Here is a 17,075-nt window from a genome sequence, read left to right as displayed (position 1 = left end):
TGGGTGAGCGCCGGTGATGACCCCGACTCAGCTGCGCGCCTACTCCACCGTGGTCCGGCTGGGGTCGGTGAAGCAGGCGGCCGCGCATCTGGAGGTGTCCGAGGCGGCGGTCTCCCTGCACATCGGTCAGTTGCGCCGTGAGCTCGGTGACCAGCTGTTCTCGCGTACGGCCGCGGGCCTGGCCTTCACCCCCGGCGGACTGCGCCTGGCCAGCCGCGCCACCGAACTGCTCGGCCTGCAGGACATCACCGTGCTCGAGGTCAGCGCGGCCGGCAAGGGCCGCCGGCTGCTGCGGGTCGGCGCGTCCAGTCTGTTCGCCGAGCACGCCGCGCCCGGCCTGATCGAGCTGTTCGCGGCCCGCGCCGACGACCTCGACCTCGAGCTGAGCGTGCGCGACCCCGGCGCTTTCGAGAGCCTGCTGGTCGGCCGCACGATCGACATCGCGATCGGCCCGCCCCCGCCGGTGCTGCCGTCGGCCTTCGCGGGCCGCCCGATCATGAACTACCGCATCGTGGTGGTGGCCGGCCCCGAACACCCGATCGTCCACCTGCGCCCGTCGGCCGGCCAGCTGCGCGACCAGACGTGGTTGCTCGGCCCGTCGGCGGCGGCCAAGGTGGGCGCGGTGCCCGAGCTGATGCGCCGCCTGGGCGTCCCCGAGGCGAACCAGCAGATCTACCAGAGCAACGCCGCCGCACTGGAGGAGGCCAAACGCGGCCGCGGCCTGACACCGGCCTTGTCGTTCGCCGTGGCCCCCGACGTCCGCAACGGCCTGCTGGTGCAACTGCCCGGCCCCCACGCGATGCTCGAGGCGAGCTGGCACGCCCTCACCCTGGCCGACGCTTCCCCGTCGGCGGCGGCCGAGCTGGCCCGTTTCGCCTCCACGCCGCGAGCGATCCAGGCCATGATGCGCGGCGCCGGCGCCAAGGTCGGCCACTTCCGCCCGTCGGTCCACGTCACGCTCTGGAGCTGACCAGCCTCGGTCCCTCTGGAGCTGACCGGCCTCGACCGCTCTGGAGCTGACCGGCCTCGTTCGCTGTGGAGGCCAACAGCCTCGGTCGCTCAGGAGCTGATCAGGACTTAGTAGAGTGGCCCGGCTCATCGACGCATCCGGGAGGCTCGCATGGCCGGGGCGATCATCGCTGCCGCCGTTTCGGTACTCATCTTCGGCATCGGCTATCTCACCGAAGGTCGGCGGGCTCGGCGGCGGCGGCTCGACGACGAGGCGCTCAGCGGGGCGATCGCCTTCCTGGCCGCGTCGAGCAAACGGCGCCGGCAGCTCGGCGTGCTCAGCTCGATGGCGCGGCGGGACTCGCTGGCCGGGAAGGACATCTTCCGGCTCGACCCGCCGCCCGAGGACATTGCCGACGCGCTGAAGCGGTACGCGCTCATCCTCGACCAGTACGGCGAGGCCGAGGCGCGGGTGCGGTTCCTGTTGCCGCCCGCGCTGCATCAGCAGATCGGCGAGCTCAACGAGAAGCACTCCGAGCTGCGCGAACTGATCGGCCAACCCGGGTTCCAGCAGTGCGCCGACGAGCTCGCGGCGGCCATGGGTGACTGGACCGACCGGGCCGAGGCCTATCTGCGCGGGCCGAAGCTGGTGCGGGCGCCCATCGGCCGCTGAGCTGGGCGGGCCCGGGCCAGGAGCCACTGCGGGCCTCCCTCGAACGCTCAACCGGCCGCGCGGACAGCGCCTGCAGCAAGTGGGCGACCCGGGTCAGGAGCCGCTTCGCGCCTCCCTCGAACGCGCAACCGGCCGCGCGGACAGCGCCTGCAGCAAGTGGGCGACCCGGGTCAGGAGCCGCTTCGCGCCTCCCTCGAACGCGCAACCTGCCGCGCGGACAGCGCCTGCAGCAAGTGGGCGACCCGGGTCAGGAGCCGCTTCGCGCCTCCCTCGAACGCGCAACCGGCCGCGTGGACAGGGCCTGCAGCAAGTGGGCGACCCGGGTCAGGAGCCGCTTCGCGCCTCCCTCGAACGCGCAACCTGCCGCGTGGACAGGGCCTGCAGCAGGTGGGCGGCCCGGGTCAGGTCGGCGAAGGTGGCGGCGGGCAACAGCCGGTCGCAGAACGGGAGGGCGGCGGCCATTCCGGCGACGCGCGGGGCGTAGCCGGGGGCGCCGGCACGCGGGTTGAGCCAGAGGACGCGGTGGGCGCGGCGGCGCAGGCGGGCCATGGCGGCGGCCATCCGGTCGGGTGGGTCGCTGTCCCAGCCGTCCGAGGCGACGATCACCAGCGCGCCACGCAGCGCGTTGCCGTGGTGTGAGGCGAGCAGGGCGGCCACGTTGGTGGCGATGCGCGTGCCGCCGAAACGGTCGGTGACCAGTTCGCCCGCGCGGGCCACGGCCTGGGCCGCGGAGGCGTGCCGCAACGCCGGGGTCAGCCGGGTCAGCGTGGTGGCGAACGCGAACACCTCGGCGTCGGCGACCAGCGTGAACGCGCGCATCAGATGCAGATACGCGGTGGCCTGAGCGCGCATCGATTCGCTGACGTCGCAGAGCAGCACGGCCCGGCGCGGGCGATCAAGGGCCTTTTCCCGTACGAGCTCAACCGGCTCCCACCCCGTCCGGCGCGCGCGGGCGAGGGTGGGGCGTAGCGCGATCCGGCGGCCGGACGGGTTCGCGGCATGGCGGCGGGTGCGTCGGGTCGGCCAGTGGGTCAGCGTGGCCCGTAGAGCTTCGCCGAGCAGTTCGGTCTGGGTCGGGTCGAGATCGTCGAACGGAAGCTCGGCCAGGACGGCCAGGGCACTCGGACGTCGGTCGGGGATGGCCAAGCCGTCGTTGGTCTCGGAGGCCTCCACGGCCGGGGGCAGAGTTGCCCAGGGCAGGCCGCCGCCGTCGGTGACCTCGTCCGTGTCGGCCGGCACGGGCACCTGAACGTCGTCGTCACGGCGCGCGGCGGGCGCGATCGCCTCGCGGATGAACGGCAACGGCGGGGCATCGGCGAAGACAGCGGCGAACACTTTGTCGAAAGGGGCGAGATCGGGCTGCCGGCGTACGAGGGAAATTCTGGCTGTCCAATAGAGCGTGTCGAGCGTGAGCATCGGGCCGGCCTCGAGCGCGTGCACGAAATCGCCGGTCTCGGTCAGGCCGGTCGGGACGCCCGCGTGGCGCAGCCGATCGACGAAGGCCACGGCGAGCGCGGCCCGGTCGGTGCCACGCAACAGCACCGGCCGGGCCGGCGGCGGGTCGCCCGGGCCGGGAATCCGGGAGGCCGCGCCGGGCGGGAAGTCAGTTCCGGGCAACGAACCACACGATCACGCCGACGACCACCACCGCGCCCACGGCGATCGGGATGGCGCGCTTGTAGACCGAACTGCCGGCCACGGCGAGCAGATCCAGTGGCTCGGGTTCCTCGGTGACAGCAGGCTTCTCGGTGACGGCAGGCTTCTCGGCGACGGCGGGTGAGGTGGCGCGGGCGGTCGGCACTGCGGCGGCGGCCTGGGAAGTGGTGGTGGGTGCGGGCGGTGTAGTGGTCGCCGGGGGTGCGGTGATCGCGTCGGCTTTGTCATCGACGATGGAGGCGGCCAGGGGCTCGCTGCCCGCCACGGCCGGGGTGGCGGGTTCGGCGGCGCCCGGGTCGGCCGGAATCAGGTTGGCGGTCAGATTCGCGGGGCTCGGCGAGTCAGGGCTGGGAGTCTCGGCCGGCGTTCCCGGGGCCTGCACCGCGGCCACTTCCGGCGCGGTCGCAGTCGCCGCGGTCGACGGTCCCGTGGACGCAGCGGCGGCGGCAGTGGCGGGCGCAGCGGGTTCGGGCGTGGTGGCAGCCGGGGTAGCTGCCGCGGGCTCAGCAGCGGCATCGGCGGGTGGGGTGTCGGTGGCGAGCTTCGCCTCGAGGTTGGTGACGAACTGGGCCAGCAGCTTGCCGGAGATCTCCTTGATCATGCCGCTGCCGAACTGGGCCAGCTTCCCACTGATCTTGAGGTCGGTGTCGACGCTCACCAGCGTACTGGCGCCCTCGGGTTTCAAACTCGCGGTGACCAGGGCCGTCGCGTTGCCTCCGGCACGGGCGTCCCGGCCCTTGGCGTCGATCACGGCCCGGTAGGCGTCGTCGTCCTTCTCGGTGAACTGGGCCGTCCCCGCGAAGTCGGAGATCACCGGTCCCACCTTGACCTTCACCTTGCCCTTGTAGACGTCACCGTCCACCCCGGTCAGCTGGGCCCCGGGCATGCACGGGGCGATCCCCTCGAGGTCGGTCAGCACCTGCCAGGCACGGTCGATCGGGGTGTGCACCGTGAACTCGTTGGTGATCTTCATGGGTTCTCCTGAGGGACGGCGGAAGCGACGGCGACCCGGTCGTCCGGGGTCTTGGCGATCGTGCCGAGCGTGCCGGTGACGGCGGCGTCGGTGAGGTCGGCGACGCCGAGGGCGGACAGGGCCGACACCCAGTCGATGGTTTCGGCGAGTCCGGGGGCCTTGTCGAGTTCGAGCCCGCGGACCCGGCCCACGAACTCGGTGGCACTGCGGATCAGCGGCTCGGCCGCTCCCGGCACCGAGCGGCGGACGATCTCGGCCGCCCGCACCGGCGCCGGATACTCGATCCAGTGGTAGAGGCACCGCCGGCGCAGGGCGTCGTGCAGGTCGCGGCTGCGGTTCGAGGTGAGCACCACGACCGGGGGCCGCAACGCCGTGAACGTGCCCAGCTCGGGCACGGTGATCGCGGCCTCACCGAGGAACTCGAACAGCAGCGCCTCGAATTCGTCGTCGGCCCGGTCGATCTCGTCGATGAGCAGGACGGGCGGCGTGGGCCCCTGGTGGCGTACGGCGCGAAGGATTGGTCGATCTTGAAGAAACTCGGCCGTGAACAGGTCGGCGTCGGTCAGCGTCTCGTGCCGCGACTCGGCGAGCCGGATGGCCAGGAGTTGCCGCTGGTAGTTCCACTCGTAGAGCGCCTCGCCGGCGGTCAGCCCCTCGTAGCACTGCAGCCGGATCAGCGGCGTCTCCAGCGCCATCGACAGGGCTCGGGCGGCCGCGGTCTTGCCGACGCCGGGCTCGCCCTCGAGCAGCAGGGGTTTGCCGAGCCGCATGGCCAGGAACATCGCCATGGCCAGCCCGTCGTCGACCAGGTAGCCGACGGCGTCGAGCTTGCTCTTGACGTGGTCCGGGTCGTTCACCGCGCCTCGCTCAGCAGACGCTCGTAGTCGTCCCGTGTGTCCACGTCGATCGGCACCGGCCCGGCCACCGGCACCTCGGTGACCGCGTAGGTGCCCGAGTGCAGCAGCTTCCAGACGGCCTTGTCGCCGTGCAGCTCCGAAAGGTCGTTGAAGGCGGAAGACCGGAACAGGAACGGGTGACCGAGCCCGTCGTCGTACCGGCAGACGGCGAGGGGCGTTTCCGCGGACAGCAGTTTCCGTACGCTCGAAGCGTCGACGCCGGGCTGATCCCCGAGAAGCAGCACGAGCGCGGACTGGTTCACGGCCGCGACCGCGGTGCTGATCGACGAGCCGCAGCCGGACGAGTAGGCCGGGTTCTCGATCACCGTGCAGCCGGTGAGGTCGACCCGTTCACGCACCCGCGCCGCCGACCCGCCGAGGGTGACCAGAAGTTGATCGAACCCGCACGCGCGAGCGACGTCGAGGGTGGCGTCGAGGAGGGTGCGCCCACGGAAGGGCAGAAGCTGCTTCGCCTCCCCCAGCCGCAGCGATCCGCCCGCCGCCAGCACCAGGCCGGTGACCCCCATCGGTCAGGCCGCCGCTGTTACGTAGGTGTCGCGGCAGGCCGTCCGGCAGAACCAGTGCTCCTGGCCGTCGACCACGGCGTGGGGCGTGTCGTCGTCGATGAAGACGGTCATGCCGCAGACGGGGTCGATCGCTCGCCGGGGCGGGGAAGAGGAGATCGTGACGGTCTCAGCGGGCCGGGGCGAGCCCGCGTGGTCGGTCGGCGTCTCGTGGTCGAGCCGCGTCGCGTGATCAACTTCCGATCCGACCCCGCCCTCCCAGGGGGTTCCCCCGCTGGTCATTGTGGGGGAAGTGGACAAGATCGTGTCGGGGGCCTGTGGACGACTTGTCTTTGTGGATAAGTCGGCGCCGCGGGAAACGCCTGCCACCTCGGACAACGCGGCGACCGCAGCCGAATCTGCGTCCGTCTCCTCGCGCGGGCACGGCGCCGGACCGGTTTCGGCTGCTCGGCGTTCTCTCACGATCTCGGCCAGGATCGACAGCGCGATCTCCTTGTGCGTCCGAGCGCGAATATCGAGCCCCGCGTGCGCCCTGATCCGCGAGCGCTCCCCGTCCGTCAGCCCCATCCCGTCCAGCACCGCCGCGCCCCGCTTGTGGCTAGCCACCAACGCGATGTAGGGAACCGAGGCGTCCAGTGCGGCCCGCAACGCCGTCTCCTCGTTGCGCCCCAAGCCGGCGACGACAACGGCGGCTGTGCCCGCGTACGAGGGAACGCTGTTGATCTCGAAATCGAGGAACTCGGCGAGCGAAGCCACGGCGCGCGCGATCGGTGTCTCGCCGACCACGCCGAGCAGGGGCTTGGGCAGCACCGGGCGTAGGAAGATCTCGAGCGCCCCGCCGGAGTGACACGGGTTGACCACGTTGAGCGCGCCCGGCGTCTCGGGAAAAGCTACCCCGTCGTCCGGCAGCACCCGCAGCAGCAGCGTGGCGCCGGACGACAACGCGTCCAGCGCGGCCGCCCGTACGGACGACTCGGCGCACACCCCGCCCACGAAGCCTTCGATCGACCCGTCGTCGAGGATCACCGCGTCGTCGCCGGCTCGGGCCGAGGTCGGTTCCTGGGCGCGCACCACCGTGGCGTGCACGAACGGGCGGCGGGCCCGGGTGAGTTCTTCCAGACGACTCATGAGCACCTCAGATCGGCGGTGTCGCGCGGCCCCGCATGGCGTCCCAGACGCGCGAGGGGGTGAGGGGCATGTCGGCGTGGCGGACCCCGTACGGCTTGAGCGCGTCGACGACCGCATTGACGATGGCCGGCGGCGATCCGACGGTGGCCGACTCCCCCACGCCCTTGGCCCCGATCGGGTGGTGCGGCGACGGGGTGACCGTGTAGCCGGTCTCCCAGTCGGGCACTTCGAGCGCGGTCGGGATCAGGTAGTCCATCAGGGAGGCGCCGAGGCAGTTGCCGTCCTCGTCGAACGAGATCATCTCCATCAGGGCCATGCCGACGCCGTCGGTGAGGCCGCCGTGCACCTGACCCTCGATGATCATCGGGTTGATCCGGGTGCCGCAGTCGTCGACGGCGATGAAGCGCCGCACCTTGACCTGCGCGGTGCCCGGATCAACATCGACGACGCAGATGTACGCGCCGTGCGGGTAGGTCAGGTTGGACGGGTTGTAGCAGATCTGCGCCTCGAGCCCGCCTTCCACGCCGTCGGGCAGGTCACCGGCACCGTGCGCGCGCATGGCGATCTGCTGGATCGTGACCGCCTTGGCCGGGTCGCCCTTGACCTGGAACGAACCCTTCACCCATTCCAGGTCGGCCACGGTCACTTCGAGCATGGCCGAGGCGATCAGCTGCGCTTTGTCGCGGACCTTACGCGCGACCAGGGCGGCGGCGGCTCCGGAGACGGGCGTCGAGCGGCTTCCGTACGTGCCCAGGCCGAACGGCGTCTGATCAGTGTCGCCGTGCACGACTTCGATGTCGGCCGGCGGGATGCCGATCTCCTCGGCCACGATCTGGGCGAACGTCGTCTCGTGGCCCTGACCCTGGGTCTTGACCGACAGCCGGACGACCGCCTTGCCGGTCGGGTGCACGCGCAGCTCGCAGCCGTCGGCCATGCCGAGACCGAGGATGTCCATGTTCTTGCGCGGACCGGCCCCGACCGCCTCGGTGAAGAACGAGATCCCGATGCCCATCAGCTCGCCCCGGGCCCGCTTCTCGGCCTGTTCGGCGCGCAGTTCGGCGTAGCCGGCGATGTCCATGGCCTGGCGCATCGTCGGCTCGTAGTTGCCGGAGTCGTAGACCCAGCCGGTCTTGGTCGTGTACGGGAACTGGTCGGGCTGGATGAAGTTCTTCAGGCGCAGCTCGGCCGGGTCCATGTCGAGTTCGGCGGCCAGGCAGTCGACGATGCGCTCGACGAGATAGACGGCCTCGGTGATGCGGAAGCTGCACGCGTACGCAACCCCGCCGGGCGCCTTGTTCGTATAAACCGCGGTCATTTTGCAGTACGCGGCCTCGAGGTCATAGCTGCCCGTGAAGACGCCGAAGAAGCCGGCCGGGTATTTGACCGGCGCCGCCGTGCCGTTGAACGCGCCGTGGTCGGCCAGCACGTTCGTGCGGATGCCCAGGATCTTGCCGTCGCGGGTGGCCGCGATCTCGCCGCGCATGATGTAGTCGCGGGCGAAGCCGGTGCTGATCAGGTTTTCCGAGCGGTCCTCCATCCACTTCACCGGTTTGCCGGTGACGATGGAACCGACGATCGCGCAGACGTAGCCGGGGTAGATCGGCACCTTGTTGCCGAAGCCGCCACCGATGTCCGGCGCGATCACCTGGATCTTGTGTTCGGGCAGGCCGGCCACGATCGCGTAGAGGGTGCGGTGCGCGTGCGGGGCCTGGGTGGTCGACCACAGCTTGAGCTTGCCCTCGACCGCGTCGAAGTCGGCCACCGCGCCGCACGTCTCCATCGGCGCCGGGTGCACGCGGGGGTAGACGATGTCCTGCGCGACGACCACGTCGGCCCGGGCGAACACGGCCTCGGTCTCGTCGGCGTCGCCGGTCTCCCAGTCGAAGCAGTGGTTGTTCGTCTTGCCCTCGAGGTCGTCCCGGATCAGCGGCGCGTCCGGGGCGAGGGCCTGCCGCACGTCGATGACCGGGTCGAGCACGTCGTACTCGACGTCGATCAGTTCGAGCGCGTCGCGGGCCGCGTACCGGTCGTCGGCCACGACGAACGCGACCTCCTGGCCCTGGAAGCGCACCTTGTCGGTGGCCAGCACGGCCTGCACGTCGTTGGACAGGGTCGGCATCCAGGCCAGGCCCAACCCTTTGAGGGTCTCCCCCGTGACGACAGCCCGTACGCCGGGCGACGCCTCAGCCGCACTGGTGTCGACACTGACGACGCGGGCGTGGGCGAACGGTGAGCGCAGGATGGCCAGGTGCAGCATGCCGGGCAGCTGCACATCGTCGGTGAACCGCCCTCGCCCGCGGATCAGACGCGGGTCCTCCTTGCGCAGCATCCGCCCGAAGCCGACCGGCTTCTGGTCGTTGTCGTCGAAACTGCTGGTCCTGGATTCATGCACAGTGGTCATGAGTGCACCGATGCCCATCTCACCGAACGCACGATGGTCGCATAACCGGTGCATCGGCAGATCTGGCCGGAGATCGCCTCGCGGATCTCGGCGTCGGTCGGGTCGGGATTGTTGTCGAGCAGGGCCCGGCAGGTCATCATCATGCCGGGCGTGCAGAAGCCGCACTGCAGGCCGTGACACTGCATGAAGCCCTCTTGGATCGGGTCGAGCTCCGCTCCGTCGGCCAGGCCTTCCACCGTACGGACCTCGTGGCCCCCGGCCATCGCGGCCAGCACGGTGCACGACTTCACCGGCTCGCCGTCCAGCAGCACCACACAGGTGCCGCAGTTGCTGGTGTCGCAGCCCCAGTGCGTGCCGGTCAGGCTCAGCACGTCGCGCAGGAAGTGCACCAGCAGCAGCCGGCCCTCGATCTCGCGCGTGACCTCGACGTCGTTGACGGTCATGGTGACCTGCATCAGTTCAGCTCCTCGCCCGCTCGACGGCCGTGCGTAACGTGCGCCGGGTGAGCTCGTCGGCGAGGTGGCGCTTGTAGTCCTCGCTGCCCCGCTGGTCGGTGACCGGGTCGCAGACGCGGGCGGCGATCGCCCCGGCCCGCTCGTACAGTTCCTCGGCCGGTTCGTGTCCGCGCAACGCCTCGGAGATCTCCGGTATGCCGGTCGTGTTCGGACCGACGGCGGCCAGCCCGACCCGCGCGTCGGCGATCGTGCCGTCGGCGGCCAGCCACACCGCGGCCCCGGCCGAGACCACCGCCCAGTCACCGGCGCGGCGCTCCACCTTCTGGTACGCGCTGCCGCCGTTGGCTCGTACGGGAAAACGCACTTCAATCAGCATCTCGCCGTCGCCCACGGCCGTCTCGTAGGGACCGACGTGGAACTCCTCCATCGACACCACCCGCTCGGCCCCGCCCGGGCCACGGATGACACAGCTCGCGTCGAGCGTGGTGCACACGGCGGACAGATCCTCGGACGGGTCGGCCTGGCACAGCGAACCACCCAGCGTCCCCCGGTTACGCACCACCGGGTCGGCGATCACCCGCTCGGCGTCCCGGAAGATCGGGAACGCGGCGGCCAGCTCGTCCGACTCCAGAAGCTCCCGGTGCCGGGTCATCGCCCCGATGCGAAGCTCGTTCGCCTGCGACCGGATGTAACCCAGCTCGTCGTGCAGCGGGTTGATGTCGATCAGATATTCGAAGTTGGCCAGTCGCAGCTTCATCATCGGCAGCAGACTGTGGCCGCCCGCGACCAGCCGGGCCGAGCTGCCCAGCCGTTCCAGCAGGCCGATCGCCTGATCCACACTGGTGGCACGCTCGTACTCGAACGGAGCCGGCACCTGCACGCTGCACCTCCCTCGATGTGACCGCAATCTCTCCCCGCCTCCGTCCAAAGTCAACAGCGACCTAAGAGATGACTTAAGTTGCGGCGGGTGATCGTCGCGGGTGCGAGCCGGGAGCGGGATCTTGCCCCGCAGATGCCAGGCCGAGCTTTTTCCGTGACGAGAGACACCGGATCCGCGCTGCCGTTTCCGCCCGGTTGCGCGCCCCGGCCCGAATGTCCGGAGTGCTGTGCCACCCGGACTCCGGTTCGGGACGGCCGAGGTGGGTGAGGCGTCTGCGAAAAGGTGGCGGATCGCGAGGCCCGGCCGATCGTCATCTCGTGCCCCGGCGACGGAGGCACGCCAGGCCGCCCCGGGGACGCCGAGTCCCGCCCACCACGGGACGGCCCGACCTGACACCGACGGAAACTTCAGTGGGCGGGAACGGGGGAACCAGAGCGCCGGCGGATCACGCGCCGGCTTGGGGTGAGGTCGCATCCGCGACGGGCCGCCTTCAGGCCTAATCCGACAGCTAACCTCGCAGGCGGTTGAAGGACCCGAGGATCGCCTTGTCTTTCCCCATGACGCTGCGCCGTGCCGTGCTCCTTCTCGCGGCGGCTGTCATCGCCACCAGCCTGTTCGTAGCCCCCTCGGCCGCTTCGGCGGCACCCCGCGCGGCCGCCACCGCCGGGCCCGTCTCAGCCGCACAGGCCGCCGCGGCGGCCCTCGCCGCCCGCGGCACCAAGATCGTCGCCGCTGCCCGCAACCAGCGCGGCAAGCCCTACCGCTACGGGGCTCGCGGCCCGAGCGCATTCGACTGCTCCGGTCTCGCCGGTTACGCGTACGCGAAAGCCGGCGTCCGCCTCCCGCGCACCGCCCAGGCTCAGTACCGCCGCGCCCGCAAGATCACCGCAGCCGCGGCCCGCCCCGGCGACCTGGTCTTCTGGGTGTCCGGCAACCACGCCTACCACGTGGCCGTCTACGCCGGCGCGGGCCAGGTGTGGCACGCCCCCAAGCCCGGCGACCGGGTCAAGCTGGCCAAGATCTGGAACTGGAAGCAGGTCCGCTTCGGCCGGGTCTGAGGCATCACCGGACTACTGCACTGGGAGCGTCTTCGCGGTCCTCGGCGGGCTGCGGCCGGTCGCGCCGATCCGTGATGCGGGCGGCGAGCCGGTCGATGCCCAGCAGCGCGGCCCCGAGCACCCCGAAAATCACGGCGAGCTGCCCGAACTGGCCGGCCACCCACCCGTACCCATGGGAAGTGGGGTCGAGGAAGAAATAGGGGTAGCGGTCGGGATACGTCGGGATCAGGATCGCCCGCACCACCGAGGTCACGCCGTAGGCGAGCGGGAACAGGATCCACAACCACAGGTCACGCCACGGCGACACGCGGCGCGGCCCGAACGCCACCCAGTCGGTGAACACCAGCACCGGCACGACGTAGTGGACCAGGAACAGCGACCAGTTCGTCACCCGCAGACCCGGGTCGGCGACGGCCAGGCCGGGCAGCGGGTTCTCGCCGTTCTGCAGCAGGAAGTGCGAGATCAGCCCCGTGATGACGATCCACAGGGTCACCGCGCCGCGCAGCCGGGGCGCGGCGGGTTCGGCCGTACGGCGGCGCAGCATCCAATAGATGACACCGCCGAAGTAGCCGAGCGTGATGAGGTTGCTCTGGCAGGTGTAGTACGCGATGCGGTGCTCGCCGATCAGCAACCCGATCAGCCCGGACACGACGATCACGATCCGCAGGGCGAGGGCGGCGATCATCGCAGGGCCGCCTTCTGCACCTTGCCCATGGCGTTGCGGGGCAGGCTGTCGACCAGATGGACCGCGCGCGGCCGCTTGTGCACACTCAGCCCGGTCGCGACGTAGTCGATCAGCTCGCGTTCCGTCGTGCCTTCGGCGACCACGTACGCGGTGATCTGCTCGCCGAGATCAGGATGCGGGGTGCCGACCACGGCGGCTTCCCGTACGGCCGGATGCTGCAACAACGCGTCCTCCACCTCACCCGCGCCGACCCGGTAGCCGCCGGTCTTGATCAGATCGGTCGACGCCCGCCCGACGATCCGGTGCCAGCCGTCCGGGCCGATCGTCGCCACGTCACCGGTGGCATACCAGCCGTCGGCGGTCAGCGGCCGGCCCAGGCCCAGGTACTCGTCGAACAGCGTCGCCCCGCGCACCTGCAGATGCCCGATCTCGCCCCCAGGCTCGATCAGCTCGCCGGCGTCGTCGACCAGCCGCGTCTCGACCCCGGGCACCGGCAGGCCGACCTGGCCCGGGCGGCGCTCGCCGTCGGCGCGGGCGCTCACCGTGATCAGGGTTTCGGTCATGCCGTACCGCTCGACCGGCGCCTGCCCGGTCAACGCCTCGATCTGCTCGAACACCGGCACCGGTAGTGGCGCGCTGCCCGAGACCAGCAGACGCGCGTTGCTGAGCGCGCCGGCCTCGGCCGGGGCGGCGGCGATGCGCGACCACACAGTGGGGACGCCGAAATACATCGTTCCGGGCGCGGCGGCGTACGCGAGCGGGGTGGGCTTGCCGGTGTGCACCAGCCGCGAACCGATCCGCAGCGGACCGAGCACCCCCAGCACCAGACCGTGCACATGGAACAGCGGCAGCCCGTGCACGAGCGTGTCCTCCGGCGTCCACTGCCAGACCGTCGCGAGCGCGTCCAGATCGGCGGCGAGGGCGGCCCGCGAGATCACCACACCTTTGGGCGGCCCGGTCGTGCCACTCGTGTAGAGAACGAGTGCGGGTTTCGACGAGTCGGGCTCGGGCGGGACGTCTCCGTGCCCGCGTCCGGTGCCGTTTTCGATCAGCTCGGCGCCGGAGTTCCGGAGGATGTGCGCACGCTCCAGCTCACCCGCATCCGGCGGCACCGGCACAACAGGCACACCGGCCAGCAGCCCTGCGGTGATCGCCACGATCGTGTCCAGGTCCGGCCGCGCCTCGACAGCCACGATGCTGCGGCCGCTGATTTCGCTCGCCAGCGCCGACGCCCGCCCGAGCAGCTCATGACGAGAAAGATCAACCCCGTTTCCCCGTACGGCGGAAGCCTGGTCCTCACCCCCGTGCAGCGCCCCCAGAAGTCTCGTAGCAGTCATCGCTCCTCCAGCTGGGTGAGCATCGGGGCGAGCAGGGCGTTCAGCTCGCGGACGAGGACGGTGACCGTGCGCTCGGCCAGGTCGGGCAGTTCGGGGCCGGCGCTGTCCGGGATCGGCGGCAGATCGGCCAGCGGCAGCGGCGCCTCCACGAGCAGGGACGAGCGTGCGTGCGGAGTCCGGCTGAGCTCCTCCGGCGAGGCCGCCAGAAACTGACCGAACGTCTCGGGCCAGCCCCGCCAGCCACGGTCCTGGGTCCAGGCCTTGTTCGCCTCGAGCGCCACCGGCCAGGGCGCGACAAGATTGACGGCGGCGGTGAGCGAGCCGTCCCAGCTGTTGCGCTCCAGCCCCGCCGTCAGCACGCGCCGATGCAACCGCACGTAGCCCGGGTCGAGATGCGGCGCGGTAGCCAGCCGCCAAGCAACACAAGCAAACCCGACCGGCGAGATGTCACCCCAGCAGTCGTCGAACTCTTTGGCGTGCACCCACACATGCTCGGCAAAACGGCTGCGGCCGAGGCCCGCGTTCTCCCGGTCATAGTGCTGGTCAACCCAGGCAACATCGAGCAAGGCCACGCCGCGACTCTATCCCCCGCCCTCGCCCCCACCCGCCGGGACGTCATGCACGTGGATGACCGCGTGTGTCGTCACCCGCGCGTGGTCGCGTGGTCCGGCCCGTGGGTGGCTGGCGTGCGTTGGCGCCCGCGCCCGCCGCGATGTCCGGCCCGCGGGTGGACGGCGTGCGTTTGTCGCCCGCGCGCGTCGCGATGTCCGGCCCGCACGCGTCGGGATGTCCGGCCCGTGGATGGCCGCGTGTGTCGTCGCCCGCGCGCGCCGCGATGTCTGGCCCGCAGGGAGGGCGGCGTGCGTTGTCGCCCGCGCGCGTCGCGATGTCCGGCCCGCGGGTGGGCGGCGTGTGTCGTCGCCCGCGCGCGCGTCGCGATGTCCGGCCCACGCGCGTCGGGATGTCCGGCCCGTGGGTGACCCCGTGTCGTCGCCCGCAAGCGTCGCGATGTCCGGCCGGTGGATGGCCGCCTGTGTCGTCGCCCGCGCGCGCCGCGATGCCCGGCCCGCGGGTGGGCGGCGTGCGTTTGTCGCCCGCGCGCGTCGCGATGTCCGGTCCGCGGAATGGCCGGCGTGCGTTGCCGCCCGCGTCCGCCGCGATATCGGGCCGCGGGTGGCGGCGTGCTTTGTCGCTCGCGGCCGTCCGGACGTCTCGCCGGCGCCGTCAGGGCTGTGGGCGGAGTCCGTCGAAGACGATGGCCAGCAGGCGAGGGCGCAGATCGTCGGGGACGCGGGCGACGGCCAGCATGAGGGCGACCAGCTCGGCCACGGTGACATCGAGCCGGATCGCGCCCGCTGCCTGGGCCCGGACCAGCAGGGAGCCCAGCGCCCGCGGCAGCTGCTCGCGGGCCGGCGTGAGCGCCTCGTGCAGATCGGCCGCGGTGAACGCGTCGGCCCACGCCTGCTTGCCCGCCGCCACCTCGGCCACGCGACTGAGGAACGTCCAGATCGCCGAACCCGGATCATCCGACTCGACGAGCCGATCGGCCTCCTCGGCGAACCGCCGCAGCCTCTCCCGGAAGACCGCCTCGATCAGCGTCGCCTTCGTCGGGAAATGCCGGAAGACCGTCCCGATCCCCACTCCCGCCGCCCGGGCGACCTCCTCGGTGGACACCGAGGTGCCCCGCGCCACGAACACCTGCTCGGCCGCGGCCAGAACCCGTGATCGATTCCGCAGAGCATCAGCACGCGGCGCCCGCGCGGTCATGTGTAGCCTCCGCCCCTTATGTCGCTTTGACAGCCGACTGACCGTTCATCAGCCTAGCGTCCCCTTTGTAACGGAGTTATCACTCCACTTTAGACAATGGAGCCAGAAAGGGAGACCCCGTTTCCACTACCTGCGGAAGGATCAACAAACCCCCATGCGAAACGATCACAAATTTCGCCACGAGCCGAAGAGCCGGACACCCCACTCCACATCCAGCCCACCCAGTGAGATCGTTCAGCCGCCCCCGACCCGCCATCCACAGCCCACACACACCGCCACCATCGCGTTCGATCGCCGCAGCCCGCGCTCCAGCACCGTGATCCTGCTGGCCGTCACGGCCGGCGGTCCGGGTCGCCACGTGCAGCTGCCTCGGCAGTGCCCAGTTGCACGCGTTGCGGCATACGTTCGCGGGAATGGCCGCTGGCGTTCCTGGCGCCGGCAACACCGCCACCGCCGACGCACATCCGTGATCGCCGCACCACAACAGCAGCCCGCGCTCCTGCACCGTGATCCTGCTGGCCGTCGCGGCCGACGGCCCGGGTCGCCACGTGCAGCTGCCTCGGCAGGCCGGCAAACACCGCCACCGGAGCGCATCCGTGATCGCCGCACCACAACAGCAGCCCGCGCTGCCACCACCGACGCGCAGCCGTGATCGCTCTGCAACAGGGCGGCGTCAACGACCACCGAACGCCAACTCACGGTCGGCACTACCTCGCTTGCGCTGGCGCTCAAGCGGCGCAGGCCGGCCGACGTGTCGGTCTGGGACCCGCACCAGGACGCGATCGCCGGGCCGATCCGCCGCCGGACGATGTCGGTACCGCTGCTCGACGACGCCGGGAACGAGGCATGGCGGTTGGTCACCGGCTCGCCGGAGCCGGTCGCCGGTCCGGGCGAGGTCGTGATCCGGGTGACCGCGGCCGGGGTCAACTCCGTCGACATCCAGCAGGCCACCGGGGTGTTCGCGGACGGCCCGCAGCCTCCGCACATCGCCGGGATCTGCGCCGGCGCGCACCCGCCGCACCGGTCGCCGTAACCATCGCCGCGGCGCGAACAGCCACTCCAAGCTCGACATCGACGGCAAGCCGGTGGGACCGTCGAGCAGAGAACGAGCCGCCCGTAACAGTCGACGACTCGAGGAAAGACAGCCACGGTGCTGAACAAGTCCGCCCCAACTCACTCTCTGAGCATCCTAGGAGGCTAGGTTGAGAAGGTCAGGCCGCGATCGAACGCTTGAGAGCGCATCGATCAAGGGCGGCCGCGCTCACCAAGTCGTCCAAGCAGCAAACAGTCACCACGGCCGCACACAGGACGGTCAGCTCGCAAAACACTGAGCGCGCAGAACGGTCCGCGCCCAGAACGGTCAGCGCCCAGAACGGCCAGCGCGCAGAACACTGAGCACGCAGGACAGTGAGCGCCCCGAACGGTCAGCGCGAGTTCTGCCCGGCGCTGCCCGAACTTTGGCGCAGAAGTGGGAAACCAAGCCGTGTTGTTCAGAGCTGTGCGATGGCGGCCCGGGGAATCGTCCCGCCAGGATGCGGCGTGGTGGCTGCACGCATCGGTCGGCGTGTTCAGAGCGGCCACGGCGTCCCAGTAGCGATGTCGTCGGCGCGCGTCCGGCCCGTTTCCGGCCGGCGCACGCTCACTCCACCACGCTGATCATCTGAGGGCCGCCGCGATCTGGCCGCTCGGGGACC

At 71.0% G+C, this 17,075-nt stretch carries 16 protein-coding genes and 1 riboswitch; of the genes, 4 read left to right on the top strand and 12 right to left on the bottom strand.

Translation table 11 applies throughout. The features are described from left to right. Positions 1–16: 16 nt before the first annotated feature. Together KOI35_RS32910 and KOI35_RS32905 are read left to right on the top strand one after the other, a co-directional pair. Positions 17–970 carry a LysR family transcriptional regulator gene (locus KOI35_RS32910; RefSeq protein ID WP_215792588.1) on the top strand — a complete coding sequence of 318 codons (954 nt, stop codon included), beginning with the start codon at positions 17–19 and terminating at the stop codon, positions 968–970. Between the two features lie 150 nt (positions 971–1,120). Continuing rightward, entirely contained in the window at positions 1,121–1,621 is a 501-nt protein-coding gene (locus KOI35_RS32905; protein ID WP_215792587.1) for a hypothetical protein, read from the top strand. A 324-nt stretch (positions 1,622–1,945) separates the two neighbouring features. Here the strand turns inward: KOI35_RS32905 and KOI35_RS32900 are convergent, their stop codons facing one another. From KOI35_RS32900 to KOI35_RS32865, 8 genes are read right to left on the bottom strand one after another with little or no spacing between them, the layout of a single operon-like run. Continuing rightward, the gene (locus KOI35_RS32900; protein ID WP_246614150.1) at positions 1,946–3,238 is read right to left on the bottom strand and encodes a vWA domain-containing protein; all 1,293 of its coding nucleotides are present in this window, start codon (positions 3,236–3,238) and stop codon (positions 1,946–1,948) included. Beyond that, positions 3,225–4,250: an SRPBCC family protein gene (locus KOI35_RS32895; RefSeq protein ID WP_215792586.1), complete on the bottom strand. Its 1,026-nt coding sequence runs from the start codon at positions 4,248–4,250 to the stop codon at positions 3,225–3,227. The genes KOI35_RS32900 and KOI35_RS32895 overlap by 14 nt, the downstream gene beginning before the upstream one ends. After that, the gene (locus KOI35_RS32890; protein WP_215792585.1) at positions 4,247–5,107 is read right to left on the bottom strand and encodes an AAA family ATPase; all 861 of its coding nucleotides are present in this window, start codon (positions 5,105–5,107) and stop codon (positions 4,247–4,249) included. Before KOI35_RS32890 ends, KOI35_RS32895 begins: the two co-directional genes overlap by 4 nt. Beyond that, positions 5,104–5,673, bottom strand: a complete 570-nt coding sequence (locus KOI35_RS32885; RefSeq protein WP_215792584.1) for a nucleotidyltransferase family protein — start codon at positions 5,671–5,673, stop codon at positions 5,104–5,106. The genes KOI35_RS32890 and KOI35_RS32885 overlap by 4 nt, the downstream gene beginning before the upstream one ends. 3 nt (positions 5,674–5,676) lie before the next feature. Continuing rightward, on the bottom strand, positions 5,677–6,798 hold the full coding sequence (locus KOI35_RS32880) for an XdhC family protein (protein ID WP_215792583.1): 1,122 nt from the start codon (positions 6,796–6,798) through the stop codon (positions 5,677–5,679). Between the two features lie 7 nt (positions 6,799–6,805). Further along, positions 6,806–9,199: an aerobic carbon-monoxide dehydrogenase large subunit gene (locus KOI35_RS32875; RefSeq protein WP_215792582.1), complete on the bottom strand. Its 2,394-nt coding sequence runs from the start codon at positions 9,197–9,199 to the stop codon at positions 6,806–6,808. Then, entirely contained in the window at positions 9,196–9,654 is a 459-nt protein-coding gene (locus KOI35_RS32870) for a (2Fe-2S)-binding protein (RefSeq protein WP_215792581.1), read from the bottom strand. Before KOI35_RS32870 ends, KOI35_RS32875 begins: the two co-directional genes overlap by 4 nt. Before the next feature lie 4 nt (positions 9,655–9,658). Continuing rightward, positions 9,659–10,534 (bottom strand): FAD binding domain-containing protein, encoded by an 876-nt coding sequence (locus KOI35_RS32865; RefSeq protein ID WP_215792580.1) that lies wholly within the window; start codon positions 10,532–10,534, stop codon positions 9,659–9,661. 386 nt (positions 10,535–10,920) lie between these two features. Continuing rightward, a riboswitch (cyclic di-AMP (ydaO/yuaA leader) is annotated at positions 10,921–11,072 on the top strand. A gap of 19 nt (positions 11,073–11,091) precedes the next feature. Between KOI35_RS32865 and KOI35_RS32860 the strand changes: the two genes are divergently transcribed. Next, positions 11,092–11,592: a C40 family peptidase gene (locus KOI35_RS32860; protein ID WP_215792579.1), complete on the top strand. Its 501-nt coding sequence runs from the start codon at positions 11,092–11,094 to the stop codon at positions 11,590–11,592. A 4-nt stretch (positions 11,593–11,596) separates the two neighbouring features. Here KOI35_RS32860 and KOI35_RS32855 read toward each other — a convergent pair whose 3' ends face one another. From KOI35_RS32855 to KOI35_RS32840, 4 genes are all read right to left on the bottom strand, one after another. Continuing rightward, entirely contained in the window at positions 11,597–12,277 is a 681-nt protein-coding gene (locus KOI35_RS32855; RefSeq protein ID WP_215792578.1) for a Pr6Pr family membrane protein, read from the bottom strand. Further along, positions 12,274–13,596, bottom strand: coding sequence for an AMP-binding protein (locus KOI35_RS32850; protein ID WP_438870643.1), 1,323 nt, complete (start codon positions 13,594–13,596; stop codon positions 12,274–12,276). Before KOI35_RS32850 ends, KOI35_RS32855 begins: the two co-directional genes overlap by 4 nt. 14 nt (positions 13,597–13,610) lie before the next feature. Continuing rightward, a complete protein-coding gene (locus KOI35_RS32845) occupies positions 13,611–14,186 on the bottom strand; it encodes a hypothetical protein (RefSeq protein ID WP_215792576.1) in 576 nt (191 codons plus the stop codon). 652 nt (positions 14,187–14,838) lie between these two features. Next, the gene (locus tag KOI35_RS32840; RefSeq protein ID WP_215792575.1) at positions 14,839–15,381 is read right to left on the bottom strand and encodes a TetR/AcrR family transcriptional regulator; all 543 of its coding nucleotides are present in this window, start codon (positions 15,379–15,381) and stop codon (positions 14,839–14,841) included. 751 nt (positions 15,382–16,132) lie between these two features. Between KOI35_RS32840 and KOI35_RS32835 the strand changes: the two genes are divergently transcribed. Then, complete coding sequence (locus tag KOI35_RS32835) at positions 16,133–16,414, top strand: alcohol dehydrogenase catalytic domain-containing protein (protein WP_215792574.1); 282 nt, start codon at positions 16,133–16,135, stop codon at positions 16,412–16,414. The last annotated feature ends 661 nt before the right edge of the window (positions 16,415–17,075 follow it).

The sequence above is a fragment of the Paractinoplanes bogorensis genome (genome assembly GCF_018829635.1).
In the GTDB taxonomy this organism is placed as follows: Bacteria; Actinomycetota; Actinomycetes; order Mycobacteriales; family Micromonosporaceae; genus Actinoplanes; species Actinoplanes bogorensis.
The sequence above is the reverse complement of the archived record's forward strand: the minus strand, read 5'-3'. Positions and strand labels throughout refer to the sequence as shown.

What these genes read in the sequence shown, in the direction of transcription:
- KOI35_RS32910 (WP_215792588.1), top strand. Translation starts at nt 17, where the DNA reads ATGACCCCGACTCAGCTGCGCGCCTACTCCACCGTGGTCCGGCTGGGG.
- KOI35_RS32905 (WP_215792587.1), top strand. Translation starts at nt 1,121, where the DNA reads ATGGCCGGGGCGATCATCGCTGCCGCCGTTTCGGTACTCATCTTCGGC.
- KOI35_RS32895 (WP_215792586.1), bottom strand. Translation starts at nt 4,250, where the DNA reads ATGAAGATCACCAACGAGTTCACGGTGCACACCCCGATCGACCGTGCC.
- KOI35_RS32885 (WP_215792584.1), bottom strand. Translation starts at nt 5,673, where the DNA reads ATGGGGGTCACCGGCCTGGTGCTGGCGGCGGGCGGATCGCTGCGGCTG.
- KOI35_RS32880 (WP_215792583.1), bottom strand. Translation starts at nt 6,798, where the DNA reads ATGAGTCGTCTGGAAGAACTCACCCGGGCCCGCCGCCCGTTCGTGCAC.
- KOI35_RS32875 (WP_215792582.1), bottom strand. Translation starts at nt 9,199, where the DNA reads ATGACCACTGTGCATGAATCCAGGACCAGCAGTTTCGACGACAACGAC.
- KOI35_RS32870 (WP_215792581.1), bottom strand. Translation starts at nt 9,654, where the DNA reads ATGCAGGTCACCATGACCGTCAACGACGTCGAGGTCACGCGCGAGATC.
- KOI35_RS32860 (WP_215792579.1), top strand. Translation starts at nt 11,092, where the DNA reads ATGACGCTGCGCCGTGCCGTGCTCCTTCTCGCGGCGGCTGTCATCGCC.
- KOI35_RS32855 (WP_215792578.1), bottom strand. Translation starts at nt 12,277, where the DNA reads ATGATCGCCGCCCTCGCCCTGCGGATCGTGATCGTCGTGTCCGGGCTG.
- KOI35_RS32840 (WP_215792575.1), bottom strand. Translation starts at nt 15,381, where the DNA reads ATGACCGCGCGGGCGCCGCGTGCTGATGCTCTGCGGAATCGATCACGG.